General features: G+C 58.0%; 31 protein-coding genes. 6 read left to right on the forward strand and 25 right to left on the reverse strand.

Features of this window, described 5'->3' with window-relative positions; genetic code table 11:
* Positions 1 to 3: 3 nt before the first annotated feature.
* Positions 4 to 285, reverse strand: coding sequence for a co-chaperone GroES (gene groES, locus J2129_RS06440; protein WP_209630083.1), 282 nt, complete (start codon positions 283 to 285; stop codon positions 4 to 6).
* A gap of 141 nt (positions 286 to 426) precedes the next feature.
* On the opposite strand from groES, the gene J2129_RS06445 reads away from it, so the two are divergent.
* Positions 427 to 837: a helix-turn-helix transcriptional regulator gene (locus tag J2129_RS06445; protein ID WP_209630084.1), complete on the forward strand. Its 411-nt coding sequence runs from the start codon at positions 427 to 429 to the stop codon at positions 835 to 837.
* A gap of 81 nt (positions 838 to 918) precedes the next feature.
* On the opposite strand, the gene J2129_RS06450 is transcribed toward J2129_RS06445, so the two are convergent.
* Positions 919 to 2,055, reverse strand: a complete 1,137-nt coding sequence (locus tag J2129_RS06450) for a hypothetical protein (protein WP_209630085.1) — start codon at positions 2,053 to 2,055, stop codon at positions 919 to 921.
* A gap of 1,264 nt (positions 2,056 to 3,319) precedes the next feature.
* Between J2129_RS06450 and J2129_RS06455 the strand changes: the two genes are divergently transcribed.
* Entirely contained in the window at positions 3,320 to 3,913 is a 594-nt protein-coding gene (locus J2129_RS06455; RefSeq protein WP_209630086.1) for a hypothetical protein, read from the forward strand.
* Positions 3,914 to 3,959: 46 nt separating this feature from the next.
* On the forward strand, positions 3,960 to 4,748 hold the full coding sequence (locus J2129_RS06460; RefSeq protein ID WP_209630087.1) for a winged helix-turn-helix transcriptional regulator: 789 nt from the start codon (positions 3,960 to 3,962) through the stop codon (positions 4,746 to 4,748).
* 754 nt (positions 4,749 to 5,502) lie between these two features.
* Here J2129_RS06460 and J2129_RS06465 read toward each other — a convergent pair.
* Positions 5,503 to 6,462 carry a PD40 domain-containing protein gene (locus tag J2129_RS06465; protein WP_209630088.1) on the reverse strand — a complete coding sequence of 320 codons (960 nt, stop codon included), beginning with the start codon at positions 6,460 to 6,462 and terminating at the stop codon, positions 5,503 to 5,505.
* 779 nt (positions 6,463 to 7,241) lie between these two features.
* Between J2129_RS06465 and J2129_RS06470 the strand changes: the two genes are divergently transcribed.
* A complete protein-coding gene (locus tag J2129_RS06470) occupies positions 7,242 to 8,027 on the forward strand; it encodes a winged helix-turn-helix transcriptional regulator (protein ID WP_209630089.1) in 786 nt (261 codons plus the stop codon).
* Between the two features lie 692 nt (positions 8,028 to 8,719).
* Here J2129_RS06470 and rsmA read toward each other — a convergent pair.
* The 21 genes from rsmA to J2129_RS06575 form a co-directional block, all read right to left on the reverse strand.
* On the reverse strand, positions 8,720 to 9,502 hold the full coding sequence (gene rsmA / locus J2129_RS06475) for a 16S rRNA (adenine(1518)-N(6)/adenine(1519)-N(6))-dimethyltransferase RsmA (protein ID WP_209630090.1): 783 nt from the start codon (positions 9,500 to 9,502) through the stop codon (positions 8,720 to 8,722).
* On the reverse strand, positions 9,499 to 10,062 hold the full coding sequence (locus tag J2129_RS06480) for a DUF655 domain-containing protein (protein ID WP_209630091.1): 564 nt from the start codon (positions 10,060 to 10,062) through the stop codon (positions 9,499 to 9,501). The genes rsmA and J2129_RS06480 overlap by 4 nt, the downstream gene beginning before the upstream one ends.
* 9 nt (positions 10,063 to 10,071) lie before the next feature.
* Positions 10,072 to 10,422: an RNA polymerase Rpb4 family protein gene (locus J2129_RS06485; protein WP_209630092.1), complete on the reverse strand. Its 351-nt coding sequence runs from the start codon at positions 10,420 to 10,422 to the stop codon at positions 10,072 to 10,074.
* A gap of 19 nt (positions 10,423 to 10,441) precedes the next feature.
* Positions 10,442 to 10,735, reverse strand: coding sequence for a 50S ribosomal protein L21e (locus tag J2129_RS06490; protein WP_209630093.1), 294 nt, complete (start codon positions 10,733 to 10,735; stop codon positions 10,442 to 10,444).
* Position 10,736: 1 nt separating this feature from the next.
* A complete protein-coding gene (locus J2129_RS06495) occupies positions 10,737 to 11,969 on the reverse strand; it encodes a tRNA pseudouridine(54/55) synthase Pus10 (RefSeq protein WP_209630094.1) in 1,233 nt (410 codons plus the stop codon).
* Positions 11,970 to 12,536 (reverse strand): tRNA (pseudouridine(54)-N(1))-methyltransferase TrmY, encoded by a 567-nt coding sequence (trmY, locus tag J2129_RS06500; protein WP_209630095.1) that lies wholly within the window; start codon positions 12,534 to 12,536, stop codon positions 11,970 to 11,972.
* Between the two features lie 7 nt (positions 12,537 to 12,543).
* The gene (locus J2129_RS06505; RefSeq protein ID WP_209631278.1) at positions 12,544 to 13,860 is read right to left on the reverse strand and encodes a signal recognition particle protein Srp54; all 1,317 of its coding nucleotides are present in this window, start codon (positions 13,858 to 13,860) and stop codon (positions 12,544 to 12,546) included.
* Between the two features lie 8 nt (positions 13,861 to 13,868).
* Entirely contained in the window at positions 13,869 to 15,041 is a 1,173-nt protein-coding gene (gene ftsY, locus J2129_RS06510) for a signal recognition particle-docking protein FtsY (protein WP_209630096.1), read from the reverse strand.
* A gap of 5 nt (positions 15,042 to 15,046) precedes the next feature.
* Positions 15,047 to 15,496 carry a prefoldin subunit alpha gene (gene pfdA / locus J2129_RS06515; RefSeq protein WP_348632301.1) on the reverse strand — a complete coding sequence of 150 codons (450 nt, stop codon included), beginning with the start codon at positions 15,494 to 15,496 and terminating at the stop codon, positions 15,047 to 15,049.
* Positions 15,489 to 15,671, reverse strand: a complete 183-nt coding sequence (gene rpl18a, locus J2129_RS06520) for a 50S ribosomal protein L18Ae (RefSeq protein WP_348632302.1) — start codon at positions 15,669 to 15,671, stop codon at positions 15,489 to 15,491. Before rpl18a ends, pfdA begins: the two co-directional genes overlap by 8 nt.
* Before the next feature lie 11 nt (positions 15,672 to 15,682).
* A complete protein-coding gene (locus J2129_RS06525; RefSeq protein WP_209630098.1) occupies positions 15,683 to 16,348 on the reverse strand; it encodes a translation initiation factor IF-6 in 666 nt (221 codons plus the stop codon).
* 1 nt (position 16,349) lies between these two features.
* Positions 16,350 to 16,613, reverse strand: coding sequence for a 50S ribosomal protein L31e (locus tag J2129_RS06530; protein WP_209630099.1), 264 nt, complete (start codon positions 16,611 to 16,613; stop codon positions 16,350 to 16,352).
* Between the two features lie 4 nt (positions 16,614 to 16,617).
* On the reverse strand, positions 16,618 to 16,770 hold the full coding sequence (locus J2129_RS06535; protein WP_209631280.1) for a 50S ribosomal protein L39e: 153 nt from the start codon (positions 16,768 to 16,770) through the stop codon (positions 16,618 to 16,620).
* 11 nt (positions 16,771 to 16,781) lie between these two features.
* Complete coding sequence (locus J2129_RS06540) at positions 16,782 to 17,375, reverse strand: alpha hydrolase (protein WP_209630100.1); 594 nt, start codon at positions 17,373 to 17,375, stop codon at positions 16,782 to 16,784.
* Positions 17,376 to 17,705 (reverse strand): DNA-binding protein, encoded by a 330-nt coding sequence (locus J2129_RS06545; protein WP_209630101.1) that lies wholly within the window; start codon positions 17,703 to 17,705, stop codon positions 17,376 to 17,378.
* A gap of 17 nt (positions 17,706 to 17,722) precedes the next feature.
* Positions 17,723 to 18,172 carry a 30S ribosomal protein S19e gene (locus J2129_RS06550; protein WP_209630102.1) on the reverse strand — a complete coding sequence of 150 codons (450 nt, stop codon included), beginning with the start codon at positions 18,170 to 18,172 and terminating at the stop codon, positions 17,723 to 17,725.
* Positions 18,173 to 18,309: 137 nt separating this feature from the next.
* Entirely contained in the window at positions 18,310 to 18,558 is a 249-nt protein-coding gene (locus J2129_RS06555; protein WP_209631281.1) for a YhbY family RNA-binding protein, read from the reverse strand.
* Positions 18,545 to 18,868 (reverse strand): ribonuclease P protein component 4, encoded by a 324-nt coding sequence (locus J2129_RS06560; protein ID WP_209630103.1) that lies wholly within the window; start codon positions 18,866 to 18,868, stop codon positions 18,545 to 18,547. The genes J2129_RS06555 and J2129_RS06560 overlap by 14 nt, the downstream gene beginning before the upstream one ends.
* Before the next feature lie 445 nt (positions 18,869 to 19,313).
* Positions 19,314 to 19,925, reverse strand: coding sequence for a phosphoribosylglycinamide formyltransferase (purN, locus tag J2129_RS06565; RefSeq protein ID WP_209630104.1), 612 nt, complete (start codon positions 19,923 to 19,925; stop codon positions 19,314 to 19,316).
* Positions 19,926 to 19,950: 25 nt separating this feature from the next.
* A complete protein-coding gene (locus J2129_RS06570) occupies positions 19,951 to 21,225 on the reverse strand; it encodes a hemolysin family protein (RefSeq protein WP_209630105.1) in 1,275 nt (424 codons plus the stop codon).
* A 98-nt stretch (positions 21,226 to 21,323) separates the two neighbouring features.
* A complete protein-coding gene (locus tag J2129_RS06575) occupies positions 21,324 to 22,145 on the reverse strand; it encodes a sugar phosphate isomerase/epimerase family protein (protein ID WP_209630106.1) in 822 nt (273 codons plus the stop codon).
* Here J2129_RS06575 and xseA point away from each other — a divergent pair.
* Together xseA and xseB are read left to right on the forward strand one after the other, a co-directional pair.
* Positions 22,145 to 23,428: an exodeoxyribonuclease VII large subunit gene (gene xseA / locus J2129_RS06580; RefSeq protein ID WP_245320664.1), complete on the forward strand. Its 1,284-nt coding sequence runs from the start codon at positions 22,145 to 22,147 to the stop codon at positions 23,426 to 23,428. The genes J2129_RS06575 and xseA overlap by 1 nt on opposite strands.
* Positions 23,394 to 23,579: an exodeoxyribonuclease VII small subunit gene (gene xseB, locus J2129_RS06585; RefSeq protein WP_348632303.1), complete on the forward strand. Its 186-nt coding sequence runs from the start codon at positions 23,394 to 23,396 to the stop codon at positions 23,577 to 23,579. Before xseA ends, xseB begins: the two co-directional genes overlap by 35 nt.
* Here xseB and J2129_RS06590 read toward each other — a convergent pair.
* On the reverse strand, positions 23,566 to 23,994 hold the full coding sequence (locus tag J2129_RS06590) for a DUF371 domain-containing protein (protein ID WP_209630107.1): 429 nt from the start codon (positions 23,992 to 23,994) through the stop codon (positions 23,566 to 23,568). The two genes, xseB and J2129_RS06590, sit on opposite strands and share 14 nt — an antisense overlap.
* Between the last annotated feature and the right edge of the window lie 27 nt (positions 23,995 to 24,021).

Raw genomic sequence — 24,021 nt, forward strand, 5'->3', positions numbered from 1 at the left:
TATTCACTCCTCCTCTACCTTTGCAAGGACATCCTTCCAGTCGACAAAGAGGCACTTCTCACCGTCGATCTCGATCTCTTCAGATGAGTATCCTCCATAGATGACATGGTCGCCCGCCTTCACCGGGAGCGCCCTCCCGTCCTCGTAGGTGCCGACGGCGATGATGGTCCCTTCGTTGCGCTTCTCGCGCGCCGAGTCAGGGAGGTAGATCCCGGACGCGGTTTTTCCCTCTGATTTCTTCTGTCTGATCAGTACTCTCTCTCCGATTGGCTGGATTTTTGCCATAGTATTCCTCCTGCGGTCCACAGAGAGTGGATCATCCCATATGATGGGCGCGATTTCTATATAATCTTTTCCAGTTAAATCGAGATGATCTCAACATGATTGAAATAGTTTCAATGTAAACCATATGGACGGGGTATCACCATGATCGAACAGCGTATCTCCCTCAACACCATTGAGCGGCCGCAAGGGAGCGGGGTCGATGAACATCTTGCCTGGTTCTGCGAGAGCCTTGGACTGACGAACGGCCGCGACCTGGAAAATATCGCCCAGCAGGTCGTCCTCGAAGTCCTCGCCGAAATTGCCGCCGAGCGGGGCGTCGCCTCAGAGACCCTTGCCGGGCACCTGGAGATCACCCCGGGGCGGGTGAACCATCATGTCAGAAACCTCACGCTCGCCGGACTGTTGTATCGAAAAAAGAAACTCATCTACCTGCGCGGCGGAAGCCTCACCGCCGCCGTCGAGGAGATGAGAAAAGACGCCGACCGGATCTTTGACGACCTGCAGGAGGTGGCGGAGGTACTGGATGGAGCGATGGGGATCAGGCGGGGGTAGGGGTACACACTCTTGAGATGTTTGAGATATCCCCCATCCTAAAAAATAGATGAAGGATCCTTGATCCTTCTCCATATTCGATCACACCACTTCCTCCAGGGGACCGACCGAGGCGGCGACCCTGATCAGCACCTCCCGCTGATCAGGCCCATCCAGTTCATAGGTCATTATGCCGTCAGACCAGACCAGCGTGGCGGCCCCATCTCTGGTGAAATACCGACCATCCATCCCGTCGATCCCCACCTCTTCGACACCTTCGGGGACAGGCGGGACCGGGAGGTCGGCAGGCCTGACAGTAAGCCTGATCTGATCAGGGGCATCGTCCCGTGCATAGATCACGGTGGTGGAGAGCGCAGGGATCTGGTGGCCCTCGACAAACGCATACCCCCCAGGGAGCCAGGACGGCACCGGCGTCCCGGGCCCCGCGAATTTCTCCAGGTCGTCAAGGTTCCCGGCAAAGATCGGCGTGAGGGCAAAAGTCCGTGCCAGGGTGACATTCGTCCCTGGCGGGGGTTCGAAGGTGAAGGCATCTTCAGGGAACGCCGGGTCCAGACTGACCTCCGCGTAGTGTGCGACGATCACCTCTTCCCCTCCTGCATCCAGGAGGGCCGCCTCGACAACTGTCCAGGTCCCGGCATCGACCACCGCCCTGATACCATAGACCTCCTCACGCCGTCCGGTCGGCGCCGTCCCGACCGGACCGTCTCCCTCGACAACGACCTCGTAGACCTGGCGGCCGTCGCGCTCCCCTGCCGTCACCGACGAGATCGGGCCGTCCACGACGGCGGCCACCGCCATCTGGTACACCTCCCATCCAGTCTGCGCCTGCCTGACGGCATCGGAAAAGAGGGTGCCGGCGTACTCCGCCGGGATCACCGAGGCATTGCCTGCAGCCGGGTCATAGACCCAGAGTCTCTCCCCATCATTGACGACGAGCGTCCCGGCATACATCCCTTCGAGATACTCAAAACGGTAACGATCGCGATCCTCAGAAGAGATCCTGACCATAGTGTCCCAGTCCGGTGCGGCCAGAATGACATGTGCAGAAAGACCGGTCGTCTTCTCATGGACCTCCGCGACCGCCGCCTGCACCTCCCCTGCAGAAGGGACGCTGCACCCTGCGGCAAGCACTGCAGCAACAATCAGGCCAATCAGTGCCGCCCTTGTCAGTGCCAGGGTTTTTCTCTCTTGTGGTTTCCGATAATTTTCCAGATCCATGTTCCAGTGACTCCAGGGACACACCCTTTCCTGATAATGTCATATCAGGCAACAGGCCGGGGACCATGAAGCCCCGCAGGAGAAGAAGAGGTCCGCCCCGCCATCCCGCGGGATGCCGGTCCTCAAGGGAATGGGGGGGTGCCCCTCCAGGGTGAGGCAGAATGCTCTCCTGAAGGGTCAGATGATGCGGGCACAGGAAGGGAAGTCCGGTGTCATCAGCCCTCGGTCAGAGATGGGCACCCGGTTCCGGCATCCACGCTCCCTCATATATCTCTTTTTTTATATATGTGTTGTGTACGGATCCTCTACAGATCAGAAGATTGAGAGAGGGCGACCAACAGAAGAAAGGAGTGGAAGTCATCGGAGTGGTCCAAAATACGCCCGATGCGGCAGAATTGAAGGCGTACCCCGCCACACCATAGGGTCGAGGAGAGCACCCCCTCTTCATGGTCATCTCTCCACCTTCTCCTCTTCTCTCGCCAGGACTTGCCCCACAGACCACCCCGACAGAGATCAGACCTGGTGCTCCTGGAGAAGATTATCAAGAGGAGGGCTACAGCCCCCATGTCCCTTACAATTGCATTCCCCAGGGAGCGTGCCGCGCCCCTGACCCCCTGCGGATGAAGAGTGGTGGAGGACTGCGTCCTGTCTTCATGGTTTTTCCTCCTGCCTTTCCTTACCTATCGCCATTGCGGGTATCCAGGGCATCGACCCCGGCATAGGGGCGGGGGAAGGTGATGAATGGATGGGTGCGTTATGAAAACGCAGGGGTCGCTTTATTCTCATCCATCGCTCTTCATCGGCGAGGAGAAGGGCGGGAGAGTTTTGGGATGACCTCATTTAGAAATACCCTGCAATAGGTGGGTCGGACTGCAATCCGCGTCATAGGATCATAGGAAGAACTCTCCAGGTATGTTCGCACTCCTGCGGGTCTGGTGGAGGATGGTTCAAGATCTCTGGAAGGAAGCACTCCGGTTCAAGGGGATGGTCACCCAAGAGAGTTTTGGGATATGCCCGATGTGAGAACGGCCCAGGTTCCACGCGTGATCAGGGCTGTAGGCCATGAAGAGACGACCAAAGGACAGAGGTCAAGACCTGGTCTCTCGTGCCAGGGGAGATGAGCGCAGGCGCGCAGGATCTTATCTGAAAGATCAATATCATCCGAGGACGGCGATGTCAACCGGCAATCGCGGGGAGTTCCACGCCGCGGTCATCTCTCCCACTCCATCAGAAATCACCTCCAGGCATAAATCACGCAAACATATTGTTATACTATATATTTTCTCTGAGCCCTCTCTCTCCCTATCAGGAGGAATTAGAGGATCAGCTCAGAAAGTTTAAGTTCACAGGTTCTGATTCAGGATATGGCGATATCATGCAGCCTAGAAAAACCATTCTGATTCTAATCGTCGCCGCAGCACTGCTCGTGTCTGCTGCGACCGCCCATGACCTGAGAACAGAGACTGCCGACCAGATCACCGTCTCACCCATCCCGGATGGGGTGATCGACCTGGAAGGGTTTGATAATGCTGTCCGTTCGATCGGGGATACTATCTATCCAAACAGTTTGGATTCCATCAACAAGGACATTCCATCAAATGTTAAGACCATAAAGGTGTATCTCGACTGGAGCGGGCACGGTGATGGCCCCCACTCAGTCCGTTTGAACATCTTACTCCCAGCACCCAACGGACAAGTTGGTCCATATTATGACAGTGACGACGGCCTGATCGATGAAAAAATTTGTTTTTCTTTCTCCGAATCACCATCCCTCCCGAGCGGCACCTGGACTTTCTGCGTCTTTGGCGATGACGTGCCCGAAGAAGGGGTCTCGTACACACTGGATATAGGATATTAAGTTCCTGAAAACTGACTACATGACCACAATCACTGAGAGATGAGCCATGCATCGAGATACCATCACTATTTTTGTACTCATCCTGGTACTGCTGCTCGTCTGGAGCCCAGCAACGGCAAAAATCGTCGTTGAACCTATATCTCCAGAGATTTGCACTGACGTAGCATTCATTGATGACGAGGAGATCGTCCCGATCTGGCACCTCACCCCTGAAAAAATTGTCATGTGCTTCGCCCTCATCTACTGCCCCCTCCTTGCCTGCCCCATAGAACTCTTCTACTCGATCGGCATCTGGACCTACCTTGGCTACCGTCGTGTCTCGCGTCACCGCCCCTTCGACAATCAAAACCGGTGGCAGATCTTTTCGTGCATCGGGAAGAATCCTGGCATCTCTGCGACCGAGATCGCCACCGCAATCGGGGTCAGCCGCGGCACCGTGCACTACCACCTCACCCACCTACAGGACAGGAGTCTCATCCACAAAATCGTCAAGGGAAAAGCTGTTGGCTACTTTGCATACACCGACAGACTCGACACCGACGAAGAGCAGATCCTCCTGCACTTCAAAAACACGACCAAAAAGAATCTGCTCTCAGTCCTGAGGAAGACTCCCGGGATCTCCCAGTCAGAAGTTGCAGAGGCCGTCGAGGTCTCAAGGCCGACCGTCAGCTGGCATATGGAGCGTCTCATCAACGATGGACTCGTCGAAGCAAAAAAAGCAAAGGGAAGAGTGCGATACCGCCTCACCCATGACGCCCTCGAACTGCTCGACAAAGAAAGAGGGGGAGGAGGAAAGGAAGAGGAAAAAATGGATCCCAGGTCGGCCACGGCCTGAGGAACGCGCGTGCTGAATTTCTCGCGAACTATTCCTGGACCCGATCATTCCCTTGAGATCGGGTGAGGTTTTTTTTGGTTTTGTTGAAAACTCTGGAGAGATGATTTTGTCCGGGGGACCGAACTCAAAGATCTTCGATCGTTTCGAGTAAATTCCTCTCATATCTTGAGAGCAAAGATTTTCCCGACTTACATACACAAAGACAGGGAGAGGAACAACACCTTACATTAGAGGATCTTTTTCTCCGCCTTCATGCTTTGATCTTCATCGCAGGGTTCGATGGATGCGAGCGGCAACAAGAATGAGAGCACAAAAAATACAAAGAATTTTCTAACGAGCATATCTTCGATGTGCCACGACATGGAGTGTTTCGAGTGTGAGCAGAATGAACATGAGAAACACTGATCTTTCAGGAGCACTCCCTACATGGGGACCTCATATTATCCTGACGAGTAGGGAACCAGGCACCGCAAAGAGATCAATCCAGAGGATCTCTACAGGGGTAGAAAATCATTGATACTTACACTGTGAGTGTTGAAAGATTGAGAGATCCAGAAATCTTCAAAAAGACGTCATCCTTCCTTATCCTCACTTCTAAATTTCAATAAAACTAAATCAAGACAGACCATCAAAAGAATCCTGAATAATCTGTTAATATCATCCCAGAATAGAGTATTTCTATTACCACTTCAAGGTAATATGATGAGGAGGATGCATCTCCTCTCACCGATGCATCCTTCAAAAAGAGGAATCTCTAGGGCGCATAGAGATAAATACCACCATTCTTCTCACAGGCCACCAGATCCCCATCAATTGAGGGACAAGAGCCATCGTTCACTATCAATGTGGTTGTCCCGGTCGAGAGATCATGCTGATACGTACCGTCACCGGCCTGCCAGACAATCTTGTCACCCGAGATATCTGGATATTTCTGGTCTCCTGGATCAGTGCATATCGCCGTTTCGGTCCCGCTGGAGAGATCATACAGGTAAATATCATAGTCTCCGTTTCTGGTATCCTCCCAGACAATCCGATCCCCATCGATGACCGGACAGTTCTGCCCTCCTGCCGCGTTGCAGATACAAGTTTCTACCTCGGTGGAAATAGTGTACATATAGATGTCTGATTCCCCATTGCGATCGTCACGCCAGACAATCAGGTCTCCCGATACGCTTGGGAACCCCTGGTAGTCAGGTGCAGTGCAGACCGCACGCTCGGTTCCAGTAGCAATATCGTACATGTAGATATCATTGCTCCCTCCATTGCGATTATCCTCCCAGACAACAATATCCCCATCAATCGCGGGACTCATCTGGTATGCAGGATTGGTGCAGATCGGTACTCTGTACTTGTACTTCAGGTCATAGAGATAGATGTCCTGATTGCCGTTTGGATTGTCCCTATAGACCACTCTGTTGCCGTCGATCGCCGGATCCCATGCCCGAGAAGGGCCAGAACAGATCGGGGTGGTGACCCCTGTAGAGAGATCATATGCGATAACATCCCATGAACCATCAACCGTGGCTTGCCAGACAACAATATTCCCTGAAATGTGAGGATCATCTCCATCTGGACCTATTGGAAACTGTGCCTTGAGACCAGGCACTGCAAGGGACGAAGCCTCTGCAGATGCCGCCGGGACGATCAGCATCATCCCGATCACTAACAGCCCGAGCACCACAAGGGGCGGGGCATTTTTGTGTGTTCTTTTCATGGTTATTCCTCCTTTTCCTGGTTACCCAATCAGTACACAGACCTTCCAGTCAGGGAAAAATATGATCGGGGGGTTTGAAGATTTCAGAAAAACCAGGCGAATTCTGAAACCTCACAAGGACACTATTTCAGCGCCCACAGGTAAGAATTATAATTCCACATATATGTGGATTCTGTGATGATCCTCTACATCCTCAGGAACCACAGGACTACCAGACCCCCAGATCAATCACTCGACCCGCAAACCACAGACATGTGCATCAACCTCATCATAATGAAGAAAAGCATATCGCGCCACCATCCGCCATTTTTTCCATCTCTGGTATCTGTTCGACAATCTCAGGCGCGCAGGAAAAAGATCTCAGACGGTGGCCTTGTGAATTCCTTTTATCGAGTGCGAACGGTGAAGGGAAAAGATCTCTTTGATCCCCAGACACCCACTATATTATCGATGACATCGAACTCTTCACACTCTCCTGTTCTGCCTTCCTCGCGGACCCTGTAGACCCGTTCATGAATCGAGCGCACGCCTCAAGCATACCGCATGAATATCATTCAGAACAGATCGCATGAGGAAGAAACCTGCAAAACCCCGGAGTCCACCACACCTCCCCACAATATATTTTTCAAACCACATATTTTTCCTGAGTCGCCGATACACGGATCTAAGAACATAGAGTGGATCAACTCACACCATTTAAGGTCCATATCTCCTACTCAGTGTATGCCGACAGCATCTCGCTGTGGCCCCACCCCCACCCAGAGACCAAGAGTTGACTCATGCATCGAACCCCCACTGCCATCATTATACTCATCCTGATACTCCTTCTTGTCCCGATTCAGGCGACGGCGAAGATCATCGTCGAACCCATACCCCCAGAGATCCCGACCGACGGGATAAATCTTGATGACGAGGAGATCGTACCGATCTGGTCAGTCCCGCCGATGCAGTTGCTCACATATTACATGCTCATCTACTGCCCGGCCCTCGCCGTGCCCATCAAATTCCTCTATTCATTCGGCATCCTGGCATTCTTCGGCTACCGGTGTGCCTCGCGTCGGCTCTCCCCTGAGACCTCGACCCGCAGGCAGATCCTTATGTGTATCAGCGATAATCCGGGCATCACGGTATCTGAGATCGCCGGGGCAACCGAGATCAGCCGCGGCACCGTGAACTACCACCTCTTCCGTCTGCAAAGGAAGGGACTTGTCCACCGAACCGGGCAGGGAAATACCTTCGGGTACTTCGCATACTCTGAAACCCTCAATGCAACTGAGGAGCACCTCCTCATCCACCTCAAAAGCCAGACCAAGAAGAAGTTGATCTCGCTCCTGATGGAGACACCAGATATCTCCCAGTCAGAGGCCGCCGAGACGGTTAAAGTGTCGAGGGCGACGATCACCTGGCACATGAAGAAGCTCATCAGGGACGGACTCGTCGAGTCAAGGAAAGAAGGAAGAACGATGCACTACCGACTCACACCCGACGCCGGGGAGATACTTGGGAAAGAGATGAAAGAAGAAACAGAAGAAGAGAAAATGGATACAGGCCCGGCAACGGCATGAAGAAGATGCTTACAGGCTGGTATCTCTGCGCCGGGATAAACCACGAAAGCGAGTCACGCTCACTGGCTCTCTCTCTGGCGGGGGGCTTGGCCGCCCCCGGCCAAAGGGGTAGGAAGGCGGGTGACACACGTCTCACCCCCACAAGAGGTGAGGGGTTCTATAGAGCCAAAAAAAGGAAAAAAATGGCTCGAAACCCACACTCATTCCTGACGTGCAGATGACTCAACCACCTTCCCATATTGATCGTGCCAGGGATTCATCCCGTATGCATGAGGGGTGACCTCGCCCCATGCCAGATTACCCTGGAAATAATCCTGAATATCATCTCTCCGGGTTTTCATAATGATTTGAATTCACCACACACCTTCCTGACCAATACACAGAGTGCGGATCCATCTTCCGAATGATAAGGGGGTTGCACCCCCCGGGCCCCATGAAGCGGGTAGGGGTGAGGCAGCAATGAGACAGTGTTCCCTCCGTGGTGTCCTGCTCTGAAGAGGGAGCACAAGCCCACACACCCAGGAGACCCACGGTCATGTTCAATCCCTGTCTAAAAGATTCATTCAGAGAGAAAAATCGATCAACTCATGCCTGCAACCCAAATAGATACGCAGACCTACAAAAGCAGCCTGAAAAAAAGAAAAGGGAAAAAATCACCTTTCCTCAGAAAAAGGAGATCTAGGGGCGGCCGCTCAGTTCTCGCGCGGCACCAGGAGATTTGCGATCATCGCAAAAATCATCATCGAGAGTTCTTCCGGGCGCATCATGAGCACCTCGTCAGGGAGTTCGGTCAACACCCGGTCCAGCTCCTCCTTCCCAAAAACCCGCTTCGCCCCGCGCAGCCCATTCCTCACCGTCTTTCTCCGGTGAGAGAAGAGCTCGCGCACCACCGCCGCATAGATCTCGCGGTCGGCGATGAAGTGCGGCGGTTCATGGGGGGTGAGGCGCACCACCGTCGAATCGACTGCCGGCGGCGGGGAGAACGAACCCGGTCCGAGGTTGAAGCAGAGGTCCACATCAGCATAGGTCTGGACCATCACCGAGAGACGCCCGCAGTCTAGTGTCCCGACCGTCGCCGCCATCCTCTCTGCAAACTCGCGCTGGTACATCAACACCGCCCGCTCGAAACCAATTTCAAGCAGACGGAACGTAATCGGCGAAGAAGCAGAATAAGGAAGATTTGCGACAACGATCTCGAACGGCGGGAACGCGACCCTGGTCGCATCGCCATGGATCAGTTCAAGCTGCCCAGCCTCGATCTCGTCGATAAACATGAACGAGAGTTCCTCGACCAGGGAACCGTCCAGCTCGACGGCCGTCACCGTCGCGCCGGCCTCAAGGAGGGCGGTGGTCAACACCCCCCTCCCAGGCCCGATCTCCAGAACCCGCCGACCCTCAAGGTCGCCTGCCAGGTCCACGATCCGACCGACAGCCCGCCGGTCAATCAGAAAATGTTGATCATGCCGTGCTTTCATCGTGCCGTGAAGAGGCGGTACTTGACCTCTGGATCCTCAAGTTCTTCCATCACGCGCCCGACGATCAGTTTGGTCGGGTTCGGGATAGACTTGATCCGCAGGGCGATATCCTCGAAGCTCTCGTACGGCTTCTTGTCACGCTCCTCGACCAGTTCCCACATAAGCTTCTTCCCGATGCCAGGGAGAAGATGGAACATGTGGAGCTTTGGCGTGACCGGTACCGCCTTGTTGAAAAAGTCAACAAACCGTGCCTCGTCCTCCTTCACAATCGCCTCGATCGCAAAGGGGAGTTCGACCTTTGCAGTGTTGGTCAGGTCAGCATAACTGATCCGACGCTTCACCCGCTCGACCTTGTCCCGCTCCTTCTCGCCGATATAGACCGCATCATGGATCTGGATATCCGCGCCTTTCTTCGGGATCAATTCAAGGAGCTTGAACTGGCCTGTCCCCACCGCCTGCACGACAGGTTCGCGCTTGAAGCCGCGTTTCTGGTCTTCAAGGCGTCCCTGGAGAAGTATATCCACAACTACTGCGTAGATCTCCTTTTTCTCAGCCTTCATAACAAACCCTCAGAGATGAGTGATGACCATCTCCAGAATAGCATCGAGTTCCTCGCCAGTGAGCGTATAGCGCTCCTTGGCATAGATCGCTCTAAGCTCATCCCTTGACTGGGGCATGATATTTGCGATCCTGAACGCGATATCAGGTTTCATCTTTTCAAGAGTGAGGAGTTTGTCCACGAGGTCGCGGGACTGCTCGGCTGAGGTCTTGGAAAGGTGATTGGCATGCTCGATGCTCTGACGGAGCTCATAGGACATCTCCTGCTCGGCATCAAGACGCCGTGCTTCGACCTGTGCGAGCTGACCCTTCATCTCGGGAAGGGTGATCCGCTCCTCGCTAATTACTCCTTTAACCTTCATGCCAATCACTCGGTGGAAATTATACTTTCTGAGGCTTTAGATGTTGTGGTCTGGAAATTACAATCTTCATACTGTTCCCGTCAGGAACTTCGACGAGCCAGGCGCGGCCGCGCTGGCCAACAACCGTCCCCGTCCTCCCGTGGAACCTCCGATTGGGCATACCTTTCTGGATGCTCGGTTCACAGACGATGTGGACCTTCTGCCCCATCTCGAACTTCTGGATCGCTGCAGTCGGCGGGACAATGCCCCGGCGCCTGAGATCCTTCTTCAGCTTATACCGTGTCTTCTTCCTCAGACCATTATGATGAGCCATCTCATTCACCTCTCTCTGGTTCTTCCACCAGCACTACATCAAGGCTGGTGACACGAGCTTCTTTGCCCAGGAGCCCAGCAAGACTTGGGGTCGTCCGCCCTTCATCGCCTGAGACCAGTTCCTTGATATAAAGACCAGCCTCGCCTGCGACTTCGATGACGAATTTCCCATCCTGCATCCCCGGAGATTGAATGTGTATCACCCTGCGTTCTCGGATCTTGTCGGCCCGGCGGTGCGCGACCCGTTTTGGGGTGCGCTGGTGGATTGTCACACCATTCAACCGGTCCAGTGCAGATCTGAGTTCGTCCAGGGAAATATCTCCATCGATCTCAACGAGAATCCTGTATTTTTTATGCGCTTTGTTCGATTTAAGGGTTTCCACCTCGGTGTGGGAACTCCATCCGGTCAATTTGACCGCAACGCGCCCTTCAGCACGCTCATTGATCAGTGCCTCCAGAGCGGCGAGATCGACCTCCCGGCGCTTCGGGTTGAGCATCTCCATCACAAAGGGGCGGCCGCTTCCAAGCATCCTGGCGTCGATATCCTCGCGCCCTGAACCATGGAGGACCGCCGCCTCGGCCTCGAAGATCTCGGCCGCAGGCCGCCCGATGAGTTCTTCCACCGAGTCGGCATACATCTTGCCGGTGTAGTTGCACCGCTCGCACCCCTTGCCGCGGCATACCCGGCAGTCCCAGTGGGTCTGCGGGATCCCGCGCTCGTACTTGCAGTAGCGCCCCCTGAAATAGACCGGGTTGACCTCGACCTCCACCCGCGCTTCGGCCAGGTTGAGGATCGCGACCACGTCGGGCCGCTTGAACTCGACGACCTTCCCGGTGAGGGCCGAGACCGCCTTGCCGACCTCACGGTTCAGTTCCGACTTGATCGGTTCAGGGTCGGTGAGCGAGAGGTCTGACCAGACCATCTCCTCGCTCTCGGCGATGAGCGGAGGCACCCGCGTCCCGACCAGAAAAGTCGCGCACTCGGTCCCCTCCAGGGCCTCGACGACGCCGCCCGCCCACTCGTCCACCCGGTCAAAGACCCGGTCGCAGACCCAGCATTCGTCAGGTTCCCCGGAGAAGGGTTCGTTCTTTGCGAGGGCATAGGCAATCCGCAGGGCCAGCCCGCGCTCTTTGTTCGACAACCCGAACGAGCGCTTCCCGAAGAAGCGCCCGAGACAGTGGTCGCAGATCGGACCATATTCCAGGACCGCCCCGACCGTCTCGATCAGATCCATTCAGCTCTCTCTCCTGTCACGTTCGTTGTGCAGCACCACGATCGCCTGGTCGGCATGGAGGACCTCTGGCCCCAGAGAGTAGGTCGGAAGCCCGTGGACCAGGGCCTCCTCCTCCTCGGTGAAGTTCAGGTGGTCGGAGAGGAGGAGGGTCTCGGGCAGGGACGACCCCTCCCGCACGTCCTCTCCCCCTTCGTCCAGGACTGCACACGAGCACTCTTCGAGCACCGCGGCAAGCCCTCCTTTCCGCACCCACACGCCCGGACTCGCCTCACGGAAGGTCGTCCCGCACGGCAGGCCCAGGGCCTTCTTGATCAGGCCTGCAATATTGCGCTCGTCGGGACTGAGGTTTCGCACCTTCGCCCCGGAAAAACAGATCGTCTTTGGACCCCTTGGTCCGCCCAGCAGGAGAAGCCAGCACTCGGCGTCCCGCCTCATCCCGTGAGAGAGACAGAGGGAAGCCGCCACGCACCGGCAGAGCTCGTCCATCCGGCCGGCACCAGGGAGATCATTCAGCGAAAACCCGGGGTCAGTGCTCCCCAGGTGCCCGACCACGACAAAACGCCTCATCCTGCTCCTACTGCATCTTCCCGAACCGCTTCATCATGCGCTGCATGGAGAACTTATTCCCTCGCATCCCCTTCAGCGCACGCTGCATGATCCGATAATATTTGAGGAGTTCACGGACATCCTCGGGCGGCACCCCCGACCCCTGCGAGATCCGCTGGACCCTGGGGCCTGAGATGATCTGGGGGTCGTCGAGTTCGGCGGGAGTCATGGAGTCCATGATCACCTTGTAACGCTCCATCTTCGTCGAGGTGACGTCATAGGCGTCGTCGGGGATCTGCATCCCACCCATCGGGAGCATGGACATCACCTGCTTGAGCGGTCCCATCTTGTTCACCGCCTCAAGCTGTTTGTACATGTCCCGCAGGGTGAACTTTCCCCTGAGGATGGCGTTGACGTCCATCTCGTCCTCGGAGATGACCTCCTCGGCCCGCTCGACCAGGGCCTTCAGGTCGCCCATCCCTAGAAGCCTTGAGATGAACCCGTCGGGGTCGAACCGCTCCAGATCGTCGACGGTCTCGCCGGCGCCGATGAAGACGATCCCGCTCTTCGTCTCAGAGACTGCAGAGAGGGCGCCGCCACCCTTGGCCGTGCCGTCCATCTTGGTGATCAGCACGCCGTCGATCCCGATGGCGTCGTTGAACCGCCGCGCCTGTTCCTTGGCCTGCTGACCCAGAGCGGCGTCGATGACGAGCCACCGGTGGTCGGGGCGAGCGATCTCGTTGATATTGACGATCTCCTCGATCAGTTCGTCTTCAAGGGCATGACGCCCCTGGGTATCGATGATGACGACCTCAGCCCCCTCGAAGTGTTTCATCCCCTCGCGGACGATCTTGAGGGCGTCATCCTCGTCGGGCCTGCCGACGATCGGGACGTCCACCTTCTCACAGAGGGTGGCGAGCTGCTGGTAGGCGCCCGGCCTGAAGGTGTCGGCGCAGATCACCCCGACCTTCAGGCCCTTGCGCTTGAAATAGCGGGCGAGCTTCCCGGTCGTGGTCGTCTTGCCGCTCCCCTGCAGTCCGGCCATCAGGATCGTCTGCGGGGCAAGGTCGACCATGCCGGCCCCACCCATCAGCCCGACCAGTTCCTGGTAGACGATCCGCAGCACATGCTCGCGGACACTCATCCCGCGCGGGGGTTCTTCCTCCAGGGCCCGCTGTTTGATCGACTGGGAGAGTTGCATGACGAGCTTGACGTTGACGTCGGCCTGGATGAGAGCGCGCTGGAGGCTGCGCACCAGCTCCTCCACTGCCGCCCGGTCGACGACGGTCTTGCCTGCGAGTTTCTTGACTGCGTCTTTGAGAGACGAACTGAGCGAGTCGAGCACCATGTGTATTATTCCTCCGTACCAAGGAGTTCATCGACCACGGCTTCGGGTCTGAAGGGGACGATGTCGTGGTAGGCCTGCCCGGTCCCAAGGAAGAGGATCGGTTTGCCGATCGTCTGGGTGATCGAGATCGCCGCCCCACCCTTCGAGTCCATGTCGGCCTTGGTGAGCATCACGGCGTCGGTCCCGACCAGGTCGTTGAAGTCTTTGGCCCGCACCACGGCATCGTTGCCCGCGACCGCCTCGTCGACATAGACCACCAGGTCAGGCTTCATCACCCGCTTGATCTTTTCGAGCTGGTTCATCAGGTTCTTGCGGTTGTGGAACCTCCCGGCCGTATCGGCAAGGACCACATCGATCCCGTGCCCACGGGCGTATTCGATGGTGTCGTACAGCACCGCTGCCGGGTCAGAACCTTCCTGGTGCTTGATCACCTTGATGTCAAGCCGCCGACCGTGCTCGACGATCTGGTCGATCGCCCCGGCCCTGAAGGTGTCCCCTGCCCCGAGCACGACTGAATGGCCGTTTGCTTCGAGATAGTGGGCCATCTTTGCGATGGACGTCGTCTTCCCGGTTCCGTTCACGCCGGTGACCAGGATCTTGACAGGACGTTCATGCGCCTGGATATACTCCAGGAGGTCGAACCCGTCGCCAAGGACGTTCAGAAGTGCACCACGGAGCGCCGACATCACGATCTCGTCGACCGGCGTGCCGATCTTGCGGTGGCTCCCGACCAGATCCTCGCGCATATACCCGATGACCGCGTCGGTCACCTCAAGGGCGACGTCATTCTCCAGAAGAACCATCTCGAGTTCGAACAGGGGCTCTTCGATGTCTTTCTCAGAGATCACCAGTTCGCGCTCAAGTACCAGTGTCTTGACCCTGGAGACGATCCCGCCTAACCTCTTAGGCTCGGCGGCAACCTGGTTCTCAGGTGCCGGCGGAGCAGGGGCGCGGGACACGGGTTCGGGTTCGGGTTCAGGTTCTGGCACCCTGGTCTCGGGTGAAGGTTCAACCGCCGGTTGTTCCGGCTCAAAAACAGGTTCACTGACCTCTGCATGAGCAGGGGTCGTGGTCTCAGGCCTGACCTCCTCGCGGACCGCCTCGCCGGCGGCGTCTTTGATCGAGTGGCCAAACTTCTCCTTGATATTCTGCAGTTTGTTCTTCAGGCCCTCAAACATGGGGATTACCTGCCTGGAGCGGTCTGCTGTTGTTGACGGTAAGCAGCGTTCAGGCGGGTTGCGATCTCGTTCATCTCCTTCTTCAGATTTTCGATCGTCTCGGCGACCTTCTTCTCTGAGGCTTCAAGTTCGCGGGCCCGCCCTTCGAGGAACGAGATTGCATCCTCGTTGCTGCGTTCGACAGTTACGTCCGCCCCAATCGCGACCAGTACCTTTTCTGGGTCAGGGACTGCTGCCCTGACGCTCACGCCGCCACCGATCGGAAGGAGGACGGTACCATCCTGGGCCTCGCCAAGGGACCGGAGCGTCTCGATCGCCGCAAAGGTCTCGACTCTCTGCTGGTCCATCATCTCCAGCTGCCTGGCCATGACCTCCGCCTGCTGTCCATACTCGTTAAGATAATACTGGAGCGACTGCAGCTCCCTCGGGTCGGCATGTTCCATGGACTTAGTCACCTAGTACGGTAACGCCATCGATTGAGATATACCTTCTCTTCAGGTTGTGTTTACTACCGATATCAGCGTAAACATGTTCCTTTGCAACCTTCTCATTCGGGGCCTCGACGACCTTCGTGAAGGACTGCCTGATCTCACCCATCTGACAGGCGCCTTTAACTTCAAACTTCTGCATCTCCATTCTGCTCACTCCAGAAAGCCAAACACTTCCTCAATCCGCCCAAGTTCAAAACCTGTGGTCTCGAACCCGGCGACATATCCTTTGCTGTTCGCAAGAACCCCGGTCCCAACAAGGCCGCCGCCCATATTTACCGTGCCTGTCCCGATCTGGAGATCCCCCACACACTCTGCGAGGTCGGCGATCTCAGCATCAGTACTCCTGGCATGGACAAGGACACCCTTGTTGGTGGCGACCGCAGCCATTCCCACGGTCTTTATACCGGCGAAGGTCAGCCTGCGCACCGGCACCCCGAGGAACGTCCCGATCTCCTCTGCCTCCTCTATCGGCATGTCTGGGTGTACTGCAGCGAACGAATCGTTGGCAAGGATCACGTTCCCGGCCGCGTTCATCGAGGTCCCGAGGGTCATCACCTCCCCATGTTCCCTGAGTACCGCGAGTTCCTCATCAGTCGCAAGCCCGCTCACCACCATCCCGTTCGAGTTGCCGGCAAGGAGTGAACCGATGATCGACGAGCCCTGGACCGTCGTCCTGACGACCTCGACATCGAGCGCCTCGGCTACACTCTCTGTAAACTCCTCGGTCGCCATGGGGGGAACGACTGCGAACTCCTCAAAGGCCCGCGCAAAGACACCGATATGCGGATCGGCGGCAAAGTCGATCGTTCTTTCCATTTCACTCCTCAGCGAGTTCGGCCTGGACCTGTCCGTCCTCGAACTTCATGGCACGGACCCGGATCGACGCTGGCGGCTTTCCGGCGCCGCGCTCCCAGACCTTCTCGTTGATGCTGCTGTCCAGTTTGATCTCTTCGCTCTTCATGTGCCGGACAAGATATGCCCTGATATCTTTAATCGCAACATTGCAACGCCTCCGCCTGGGGGCGCGCTTGGCGTCGCGGAGAGGAACAATATAGATCTGCTCTTTGAGTGCCTCTACCATCTCTCTACACCTTCAGCGTGCTTCTTCTCCACATGCGCCTCTTAGGGTGGGATACCACGTGGCGCTTCGTCCGAATCATCACCCATGCAGGAACACGGCGGTTCTGCATGCCTGCTTTTGCCAGTCGGACCTTACGGCCCTTGGTAATTTTGCTCATAGCTATCACCGTCATTCGATGCCGGTTGCACCTGTGACCAGGGACTGCTGATGGTGTGCTGGAAAGAGTTCCGCACACCGGTGGCCCATCTGTCCGACCGCAGCCCTGATCTCATATTCATAATCACCGTTTTCGATGGTGCCGGTCTCACCATAGGCGACACAGAGGTGTTGCCTGGCAAGCCGCTGCACCTCGGCTTTCCCGAAGCCAAGGAGTGGACGGACATAGGAACAGCCATACCGGTCTGCCATGCGCATCACATCTCCCCGGGTCATCGCCGGCACACGGTCGTTCAACCGGGTGCCGTCGGCAACCACCTCGTACTCCTCTGCAAGAAGACGGACCGCCCGACGGTGGACCGCCGTGATCGCATCGGCCGGATAGCCGTCCGCGATCACTTTTTTTGCGGCCGCCGCCAGACATTCGAGGCCCAGGGCGTGTTTTCGCCATGGGAACCCGAGTGTCCTGGCCGCACCCTCGACAGACGCCACCTCCCGGTCGGGGTCGAAGACAAAGGTGTTGAGTTCGACCTCGTAGTCGCGGGAGAGGAGCATCGCAGCAAGGGCGCTGTCTTTCCCTCCACTGAAGAGCAGACCGACTTTCATCTACTTCCGCGTGATCCGAAACTCTTTTTTCTTGGGGGCGACCTGCACCAGCAGCGCCTTCAGTTGCTCGTCAGAGATCTTCTGCCTGATCCGGCCGCTCTGCGCGAGCATCACCAGCTGCTGTTGGATCGCCTGTGCAAACTCGGGTTTGGCGAGTTTGATCGTATTCAGCCGTTCACGCGCCTCTGGTTCAAGGATCTGCATGAGCGCCAACTGCATCTCTGATTCCGCGCGTTTCTGACGTTCCAGATCCTCTTGCTGGCTCATGGCCTGCTGTTGGAGCTGCTCCATTCTCTTGCGCCTGATCTCAGAGAGTTCGTCGTCACTCATATCAGTATCCCCTGTCCTTAGTAGTGCGCAAGGTCAGGCACGGCCTCAGTCGCCGCGGCCTTCTGGCTGTTCGCAATCGTGTCCAGGAAGGCGCGGCCCTTTGCAGAGACCTGCCTGCCGTCGTGCACCTTCTCGACAAGACCTTCTGCCTCGAGTTGCTGGAGCGCCTTTCTCAGGACCGAGCCGCTTCCCTTCCTGAACTGGTTCGGGTGGGAACCGCGGTTCTTGGGCCCGCCATATGCACTCCTCAGTCTCTCCACGCCGACCGGACCGTCGATGTAGACGCGACGGAGGACAGCCGCCGTCCTGATATACCACCAGTCGGGGTCTTCAGGAGGCATTTCCTTGTGGATCCCGGTCTTGGCAAAAGCCGCCCATTCTGGAGGCTCAATGGCAGGGAGCTCCTTTAACTCACGGGCCACCTGCGGGATGAGCATCTCAGCCGGGATGTCATATACAGTTGTCATTGGTTAACCTCACTGTAACGATCGATGTTACCAGTCTTTATCTATTTGCCATGGGTGTTTTTATATATTTCGAGCGGCAAAACCCGGGTTTTTTCAGGCAATCTGAGCCCATATGCCCGGAGAAGAGGGGGATCGGATCAGACCCGCCTGCTTCCTTTCCGCTTTTCGGCAAGGACCATGGTCCGGCCCCGCACGCCGACGAGTGTGGCGCCGGCGCGGCGGGCAATCTCGTCGGCATCCACGTCGGTGCTCCGGAGCCATTTGATCTTGACGACTTTGCGCTGCTTGAGCTGGAGTCGGATCTCCTCGATGAGGGTATCCGAACATCCCTGTTTGCCGATCCATATGGTCGGCTTCAGTTCCTGGAAGAGTTCATTTTTTTCGATGTTCTTTCACCACCGGATAGCGTTTCTGGTGACCGCAGACACGGCAGGTGACGAGCACCTTTCCGTGCTGCACCCGGACGCGGGCATTGGACCCAGGGACGAGGTACGCCGAGCACCGCCTGCAGAAGCGTGTCCCATACTCGCGGGGGATCCTGACCCGCTGGCGCATGGCGATCCGTCGAGCAAGAGCAACACACCGGTTGCTCACCTCGGGATCTACAGGGTAGAACTCGGCCGCTCGTTCAAAGAGAAGGGCGATCCGTTCGTGTGCGATCTTCTTCGCGTTCTGGTCCTTGGGTCTCCGCCGCATGGGTGCATCAGTACTCCAGATATGTTATGCAGGAAGATAATTATAGCAGTGCATGGGGGTTGGGCCGGATCTGCTGAGCGCGCATTCTCGGAGAGATCAGGGGGCCGACCAGACCCCGCCTCTGCATGATAATCAGCAGAGGACAGGGCCATCTTCTAAATGTCCCCCCTCTGCCGTCCCGGGGGTCCGGAGGTACCTTCCGATATCTGGTTCTGTAGGATCAGGCATGAACCCCGGGCTCACGCATATGGGATGACCATGATCGTGGGTCTCCAGGGGGTGGGCGGCACGAGGCAAGATTTCTGGCCGGTCCCCGGTCACAAGGAGAATGACCACTGATCCCTCCACGCCCCGGAACCCTGTGACAGGGAAGATTCAATCGCGTATGCGTGAACCCACGGATCATGCCCGATTTTACAGGGTCCTCCAAAGCCAAAAAAAGAACTCAGGCCGGGGGGAGAACCCGGACGCGCCGACCATCAATCTCGATCCGGTCCTCGCAGAAGAGGGCCACCGCCTCGGGGAGGGCGCGGTGCTCCTCCACGATGATCCGCTCGGCAAGACTGTCTTCATCATCGTCCTCAAGTACAGGCACACCGCGCTGGATGATGATCGGGCCGCTGTCTGTCCCGGCGTCCACGAAGTGGACGGTACACCCGGCGACCTTCACGCCGTACTCGACCGCCTGTCGCTGGGCATGGAGCCCCGGGAAACTCGGGAGGAGAGCCGGGTGGATGTTGATCATCCTGCCGGCAAAACTTTCCACAATCGCCCTCCCCACGATCCGCATATACCCTGCAAGTACAAAGAGGTCTGCCTCGCACGCCTGCATCGCCGCCAGGAGGTCGGCCTCGTAGGCATCCTTCGAGGAGTATGCATGATAGTCGAGGACCGTCACCTCGACCCCGGCGTCCCTGGCGCGGGTGATCGCATAGGCTTCGGGATTGTCGGTGATCAGTCCGACACACTCGGCCTGGATCTCTCCCCTGGCCAGGGCGTCAAGGACGGCCTGGAAGTTCGAGCCCCTTCCAGATGCCAGCACTGCGATGCGCTTCATGCTCACACGTCGGCGTGAGAGAGCATTAACAATTCTCTTCTTCCTCCTCCACAGGGGGCGGGGGGAAGATGAGTTTGACCTTGGTCACCCGCCGCCCCCGCATCTGCATCACCGCAAGCGAGGTTCCGTCCTCGAGTTTGATCACCTCGCCCCTCAACGGGAGGTGCCCGAGTTGATTGAAGATCAAGCCGCCGATCGTCTCGTACGACTCGCCGACCGGGAGCGAGACCCCGAGCTCCTCGTTGAGGTGCTCGACCCAGACCTGGGCGTCGACCATATACACCCCGCCGCCGAGCTTCTGGACCGGCGGTTCTTCCTCATCAAACTCGTCCAGGATCTCACCCACCAGTTCTTCCAGGATGTCTTCCACCGTCACCACGCCGGCAAACCCGCCATATTCGTCGAGGACGATGGCCATGTGGACCTTGCGGATCTGCATCTCCTTGAGGAGGTCGTCGATCATCTTTGACTCAGGGACAAAGAAGGCGTCAAACATCATCTCGCTGATGACAAGATCTTCCTTTGAGAACTCAGCCGAGAAGACGTCCTTGACATTGAGGACGCCGACGACATTGTCGATCTGGTCGTGGTAGACCGGCAGGCGGGACAGCCCGGTCTCGTTGAAGAGGGTGACCGCCCCGTCGAGCGAGTTGGTGTCCTCGATCATCACGACGTCCACTCTCGGGGTCATGATCTCGCGGGCGGTCGTGTCCCCGAACTTGAAGACCGAGTAGAGCATGGCGCGCTCTTCCTCTTCGATCGTCCCTTCTTCCTCGCCGACATCGATCCACTCCTTGATCTCCTCCTCGGTGACCGAGGGTTCAGTCGGGCCACGCGCCAGGGAGAAGTGGCCGCTGACCCGGTCGTAGCCCCAGAGGATAGGATACAGGACTTTTGCGAGGACGAGGACCCATGGTGCGGCAAAGAGAGCAAGCCGGTCGGTATACCGTGCGGCATAGGTCTTGGGCCCGATCTCGCCGATGATCAGCATCAGGATCACAACAACCCCGGTGGCGATCCCGACGCCGGCGTCACCATAGTACTCGATGGCAAGGGCCGTCGCCAGCGAAGTCGCCGCCACGTTGACGACATTGTTCCCGATAAGGATAGTGATGAGGATATGGTCGGGATACTCTTTCAGATGCGCAAGGGCCTCGGCACCCTTCCTCCCCTCGTTGACAAGAGTGCGGACCTTCGCTTTCGTGATCGAGATCAGCGCAACTTCAGAACTGGAAAAAAAACCAGACAGGGCGAGACAGATGACAAAGAGCCCGATAAAAACAATTTCATCGGGGGTCATTGCTGCCTCGCCGATCTACAGCATAACGCAATCCAACTATCGTTCATAAACTGTAATTCGATTTTTGATAGGTACTCAGAGGTATTAAAGTCAGCGCTTCAGGAGAGGCAGCAGGTTATGTAGCGATGTTCATCCCTGAGGACCATGACCTTCTCCTCCAGGGAGAGGGGGTGTGCAAAGACCTGGTCCTCGATCTCCAGGGTGAGTGGGCCGCGATATCCGGCGTCTCGCAGGGCGCGGACGACCTCACATGCCTCCTCTCTTCCGGCGACCGGCAGGTGCCGCTGTCCCTCTGCGACCATGCTCAGGTGGACGTTGGCGATCCGGTCGCCGCAGGTCTCGAGGTATCGGGCGACCTCCGCCCCTGAGACGGTCATGGCATGGGCGACGTCCAGGGTGAACCAGAGCCAGGGGTGGGCGTCGAGGGTCTCACGCATCCCTTCGGGAGTGCAGAGGAGGGAATTCACCTTCGGCTCCATATTCTCGATCGCGACCCTCACGCCGGTCTCCGCGGACGCCTGCCGCAGGCGCGCCAGGTAGGTCCTGAAGTGCGCATAGTCGTACCGGCTTGGGGGACGCCTGGCCGTCCTCCTCCCAGGATGGACGGTGACCACGTCGGCACCCACCGCCCCCGCCAGTGCGACCGCCTCGACGGCGTACTGCTGGGAGGCGGCGGCGACTCTCGGGTTGATGGAGCAGGGGTTGAGGTCGAGGGCCGGGGCATGGAGGGTAAGCGGGCTGAGGCGGGGGTGGGCCCTGACCGCGGCCTTGAGTTCGTGGAGAGGGTGGCCTCGCAGCCAGAAGTGGGGGGTCTCGACCCAGAACTCCAGGCCCGTAAGCCCGGCCTCCTCGACCGAAGAGAAGATCTCGTCGACCGGGTACTCGTGGAAGAACATACTGGAGACGGCGAGGCTGAGCATTGGTTGATATAGACCCCGACCCCAAGATAAACGTGATGGGTCAGGGAGAGGGGCCCGATGGTCCGGCGGTCTTCGGGGTCGCCGAGGTCACCGGGATCATCAGGGACGCCCTGGACCTCCCCGAACTTGCAGGGCTCTGGGTGCGGGGCGAGGTCACCAATTACACGCACCATCGGTCTGGCCACCGCTACTTCTCCCTTGGGGAGGGGCAGGGCAGGGAGCGTGCGGTTCTCAACGCGGTGATGTTCAGGGGGAGCGCACGCGCCCTCTCCTTCGAACCGGCCGAGGGGATGGACGTCCTTGCGTACGGACGCGTGGGGGTCTATGGCCCGCAGGGGAAATATCAACTCTATGTCGAGGATATGCGCCTGGCAGGCGAGGGCGAGAAACACCTGCTGATCGAGCGGTGGAAGCGGGAACTCGCGGCCGAGGGGCACTTTGATCCCTCGCGGAAGAAATCGATCCCCACCTTCCCGGGACGGGTCGCGGTCGTCACCTCGCCGACCGGGGCCGTCCTCCATGACATCACCAATGTCCTCTCGCGCCGGTATCCTCTTGAGGTGCTCCTCTCGCCGACGGCCGTCCAGGGAGAGACCGCTCACCTTGAGATCGCGGAGGCGATCAGGCGGGCCGACGGCCTGGCAGAGGTGATGATCGTCGGGAGGGGCGGCGGGAGTTTCGAGGACCTCTTCCCCTTCAACCACCCCGAGGTAGTGCGGGCGATCGCCGCCTGCACGACGCCGGTGATCAGCGCGGTCGGGCATGAGGTGGACGTCACCCTTGCAGACCTTGCCGCGGACCTGCGGGCGCCGACTCCCTCGGCCGCGGCCGAATGTGCGGTGCCTGACCGGAGAACACTTCTCGAAGACCTCAGGACCGACCGGCGACGTCTCGGAGACGGGGTGCTCGCCGCGATCGAACGGCGGCGGGCCGGGCTCGAGGACCTGCGGGTGAGGATCAGGCCAGGGAGGCCGCGCCGCCGCGTGGCCGAGATGAGACAGCAGACCGCCGATATGGAAGAGCGACTCTTCAGGGCGGCGGCGGGGAAGGTGAAACACGAACGGTTGGTCCTTGCGGGGCTGAAGGCAAGGCTTGAAGGGAAAAACCCGTATGCTCCCCTCAGGAGGGGATATGCCCTCGCCCTCAAGGACCATATGGCGGTACGGTCGGCCGGCGATCTCGGGCCAGGCGACCGCCTCGACCTTCTCCTCGCCGACGGGCGGGCCGGGGTCATAGTGGAGTGTGTGCATGATGACAGAGACGTACGAAGACCTGATACGTGAACTAAAAGAGACGATCACTAAGATCGAGGACGATTCGACCGGGCTTGAGGAGAGCATCGCCCTCTACGAGAAGGGAGAGGAACTGGTAAAGGAGTGCGAGCGCCTCCTCGACGAGGCCGAGGTGCGGGTCACCAGCCTCACTCAGGGATAGAGGCCTCGATCTCGACGACGAGGTCGGCGCCGGCCTGGAGGAGGGCGACCAACCGCCGGTCGAGGGTCTTTGCAACGGTGTCCGCATCGACGGCGGCGGTCCGGCCGCAGACAAATGAACTTCTCCGCCAGACCAGGTCGGTGGGGTGGTCGAGGGCAAGCCCGGCGCTCCCCCTCGCATGGACCACCTCCTCGACCTCGCCGGCCCGCAGCCTGATGGTCACCTCGGCCCGCTCGTCGGCAAGGAGGTGCTTGAGTGCGGGGTCAAGATCGGCGGCTCCTTTGTCGGCCGCGACTCCGATGATGCAGTCGCCCGCCGGACTGAGATCAGGTGCGGTCGTCACCTCAAAGGTGGAGGGGTGGAGGGCCCTGACATTGGGGTGACCGCGACAGTGGATGACGTCCCGTGCCTTCATTATTAATAATCATGGAACTCCCATGCT

Origin of the sequence: Methanofollis sp. W23, assembly GCF_017875325.1 — an archaeon.
Lineage (GTDB): Archaea > Halobacteriota > Methanomicrobia > Methanomicrobiales > Methanofollaceae > Methanofollis.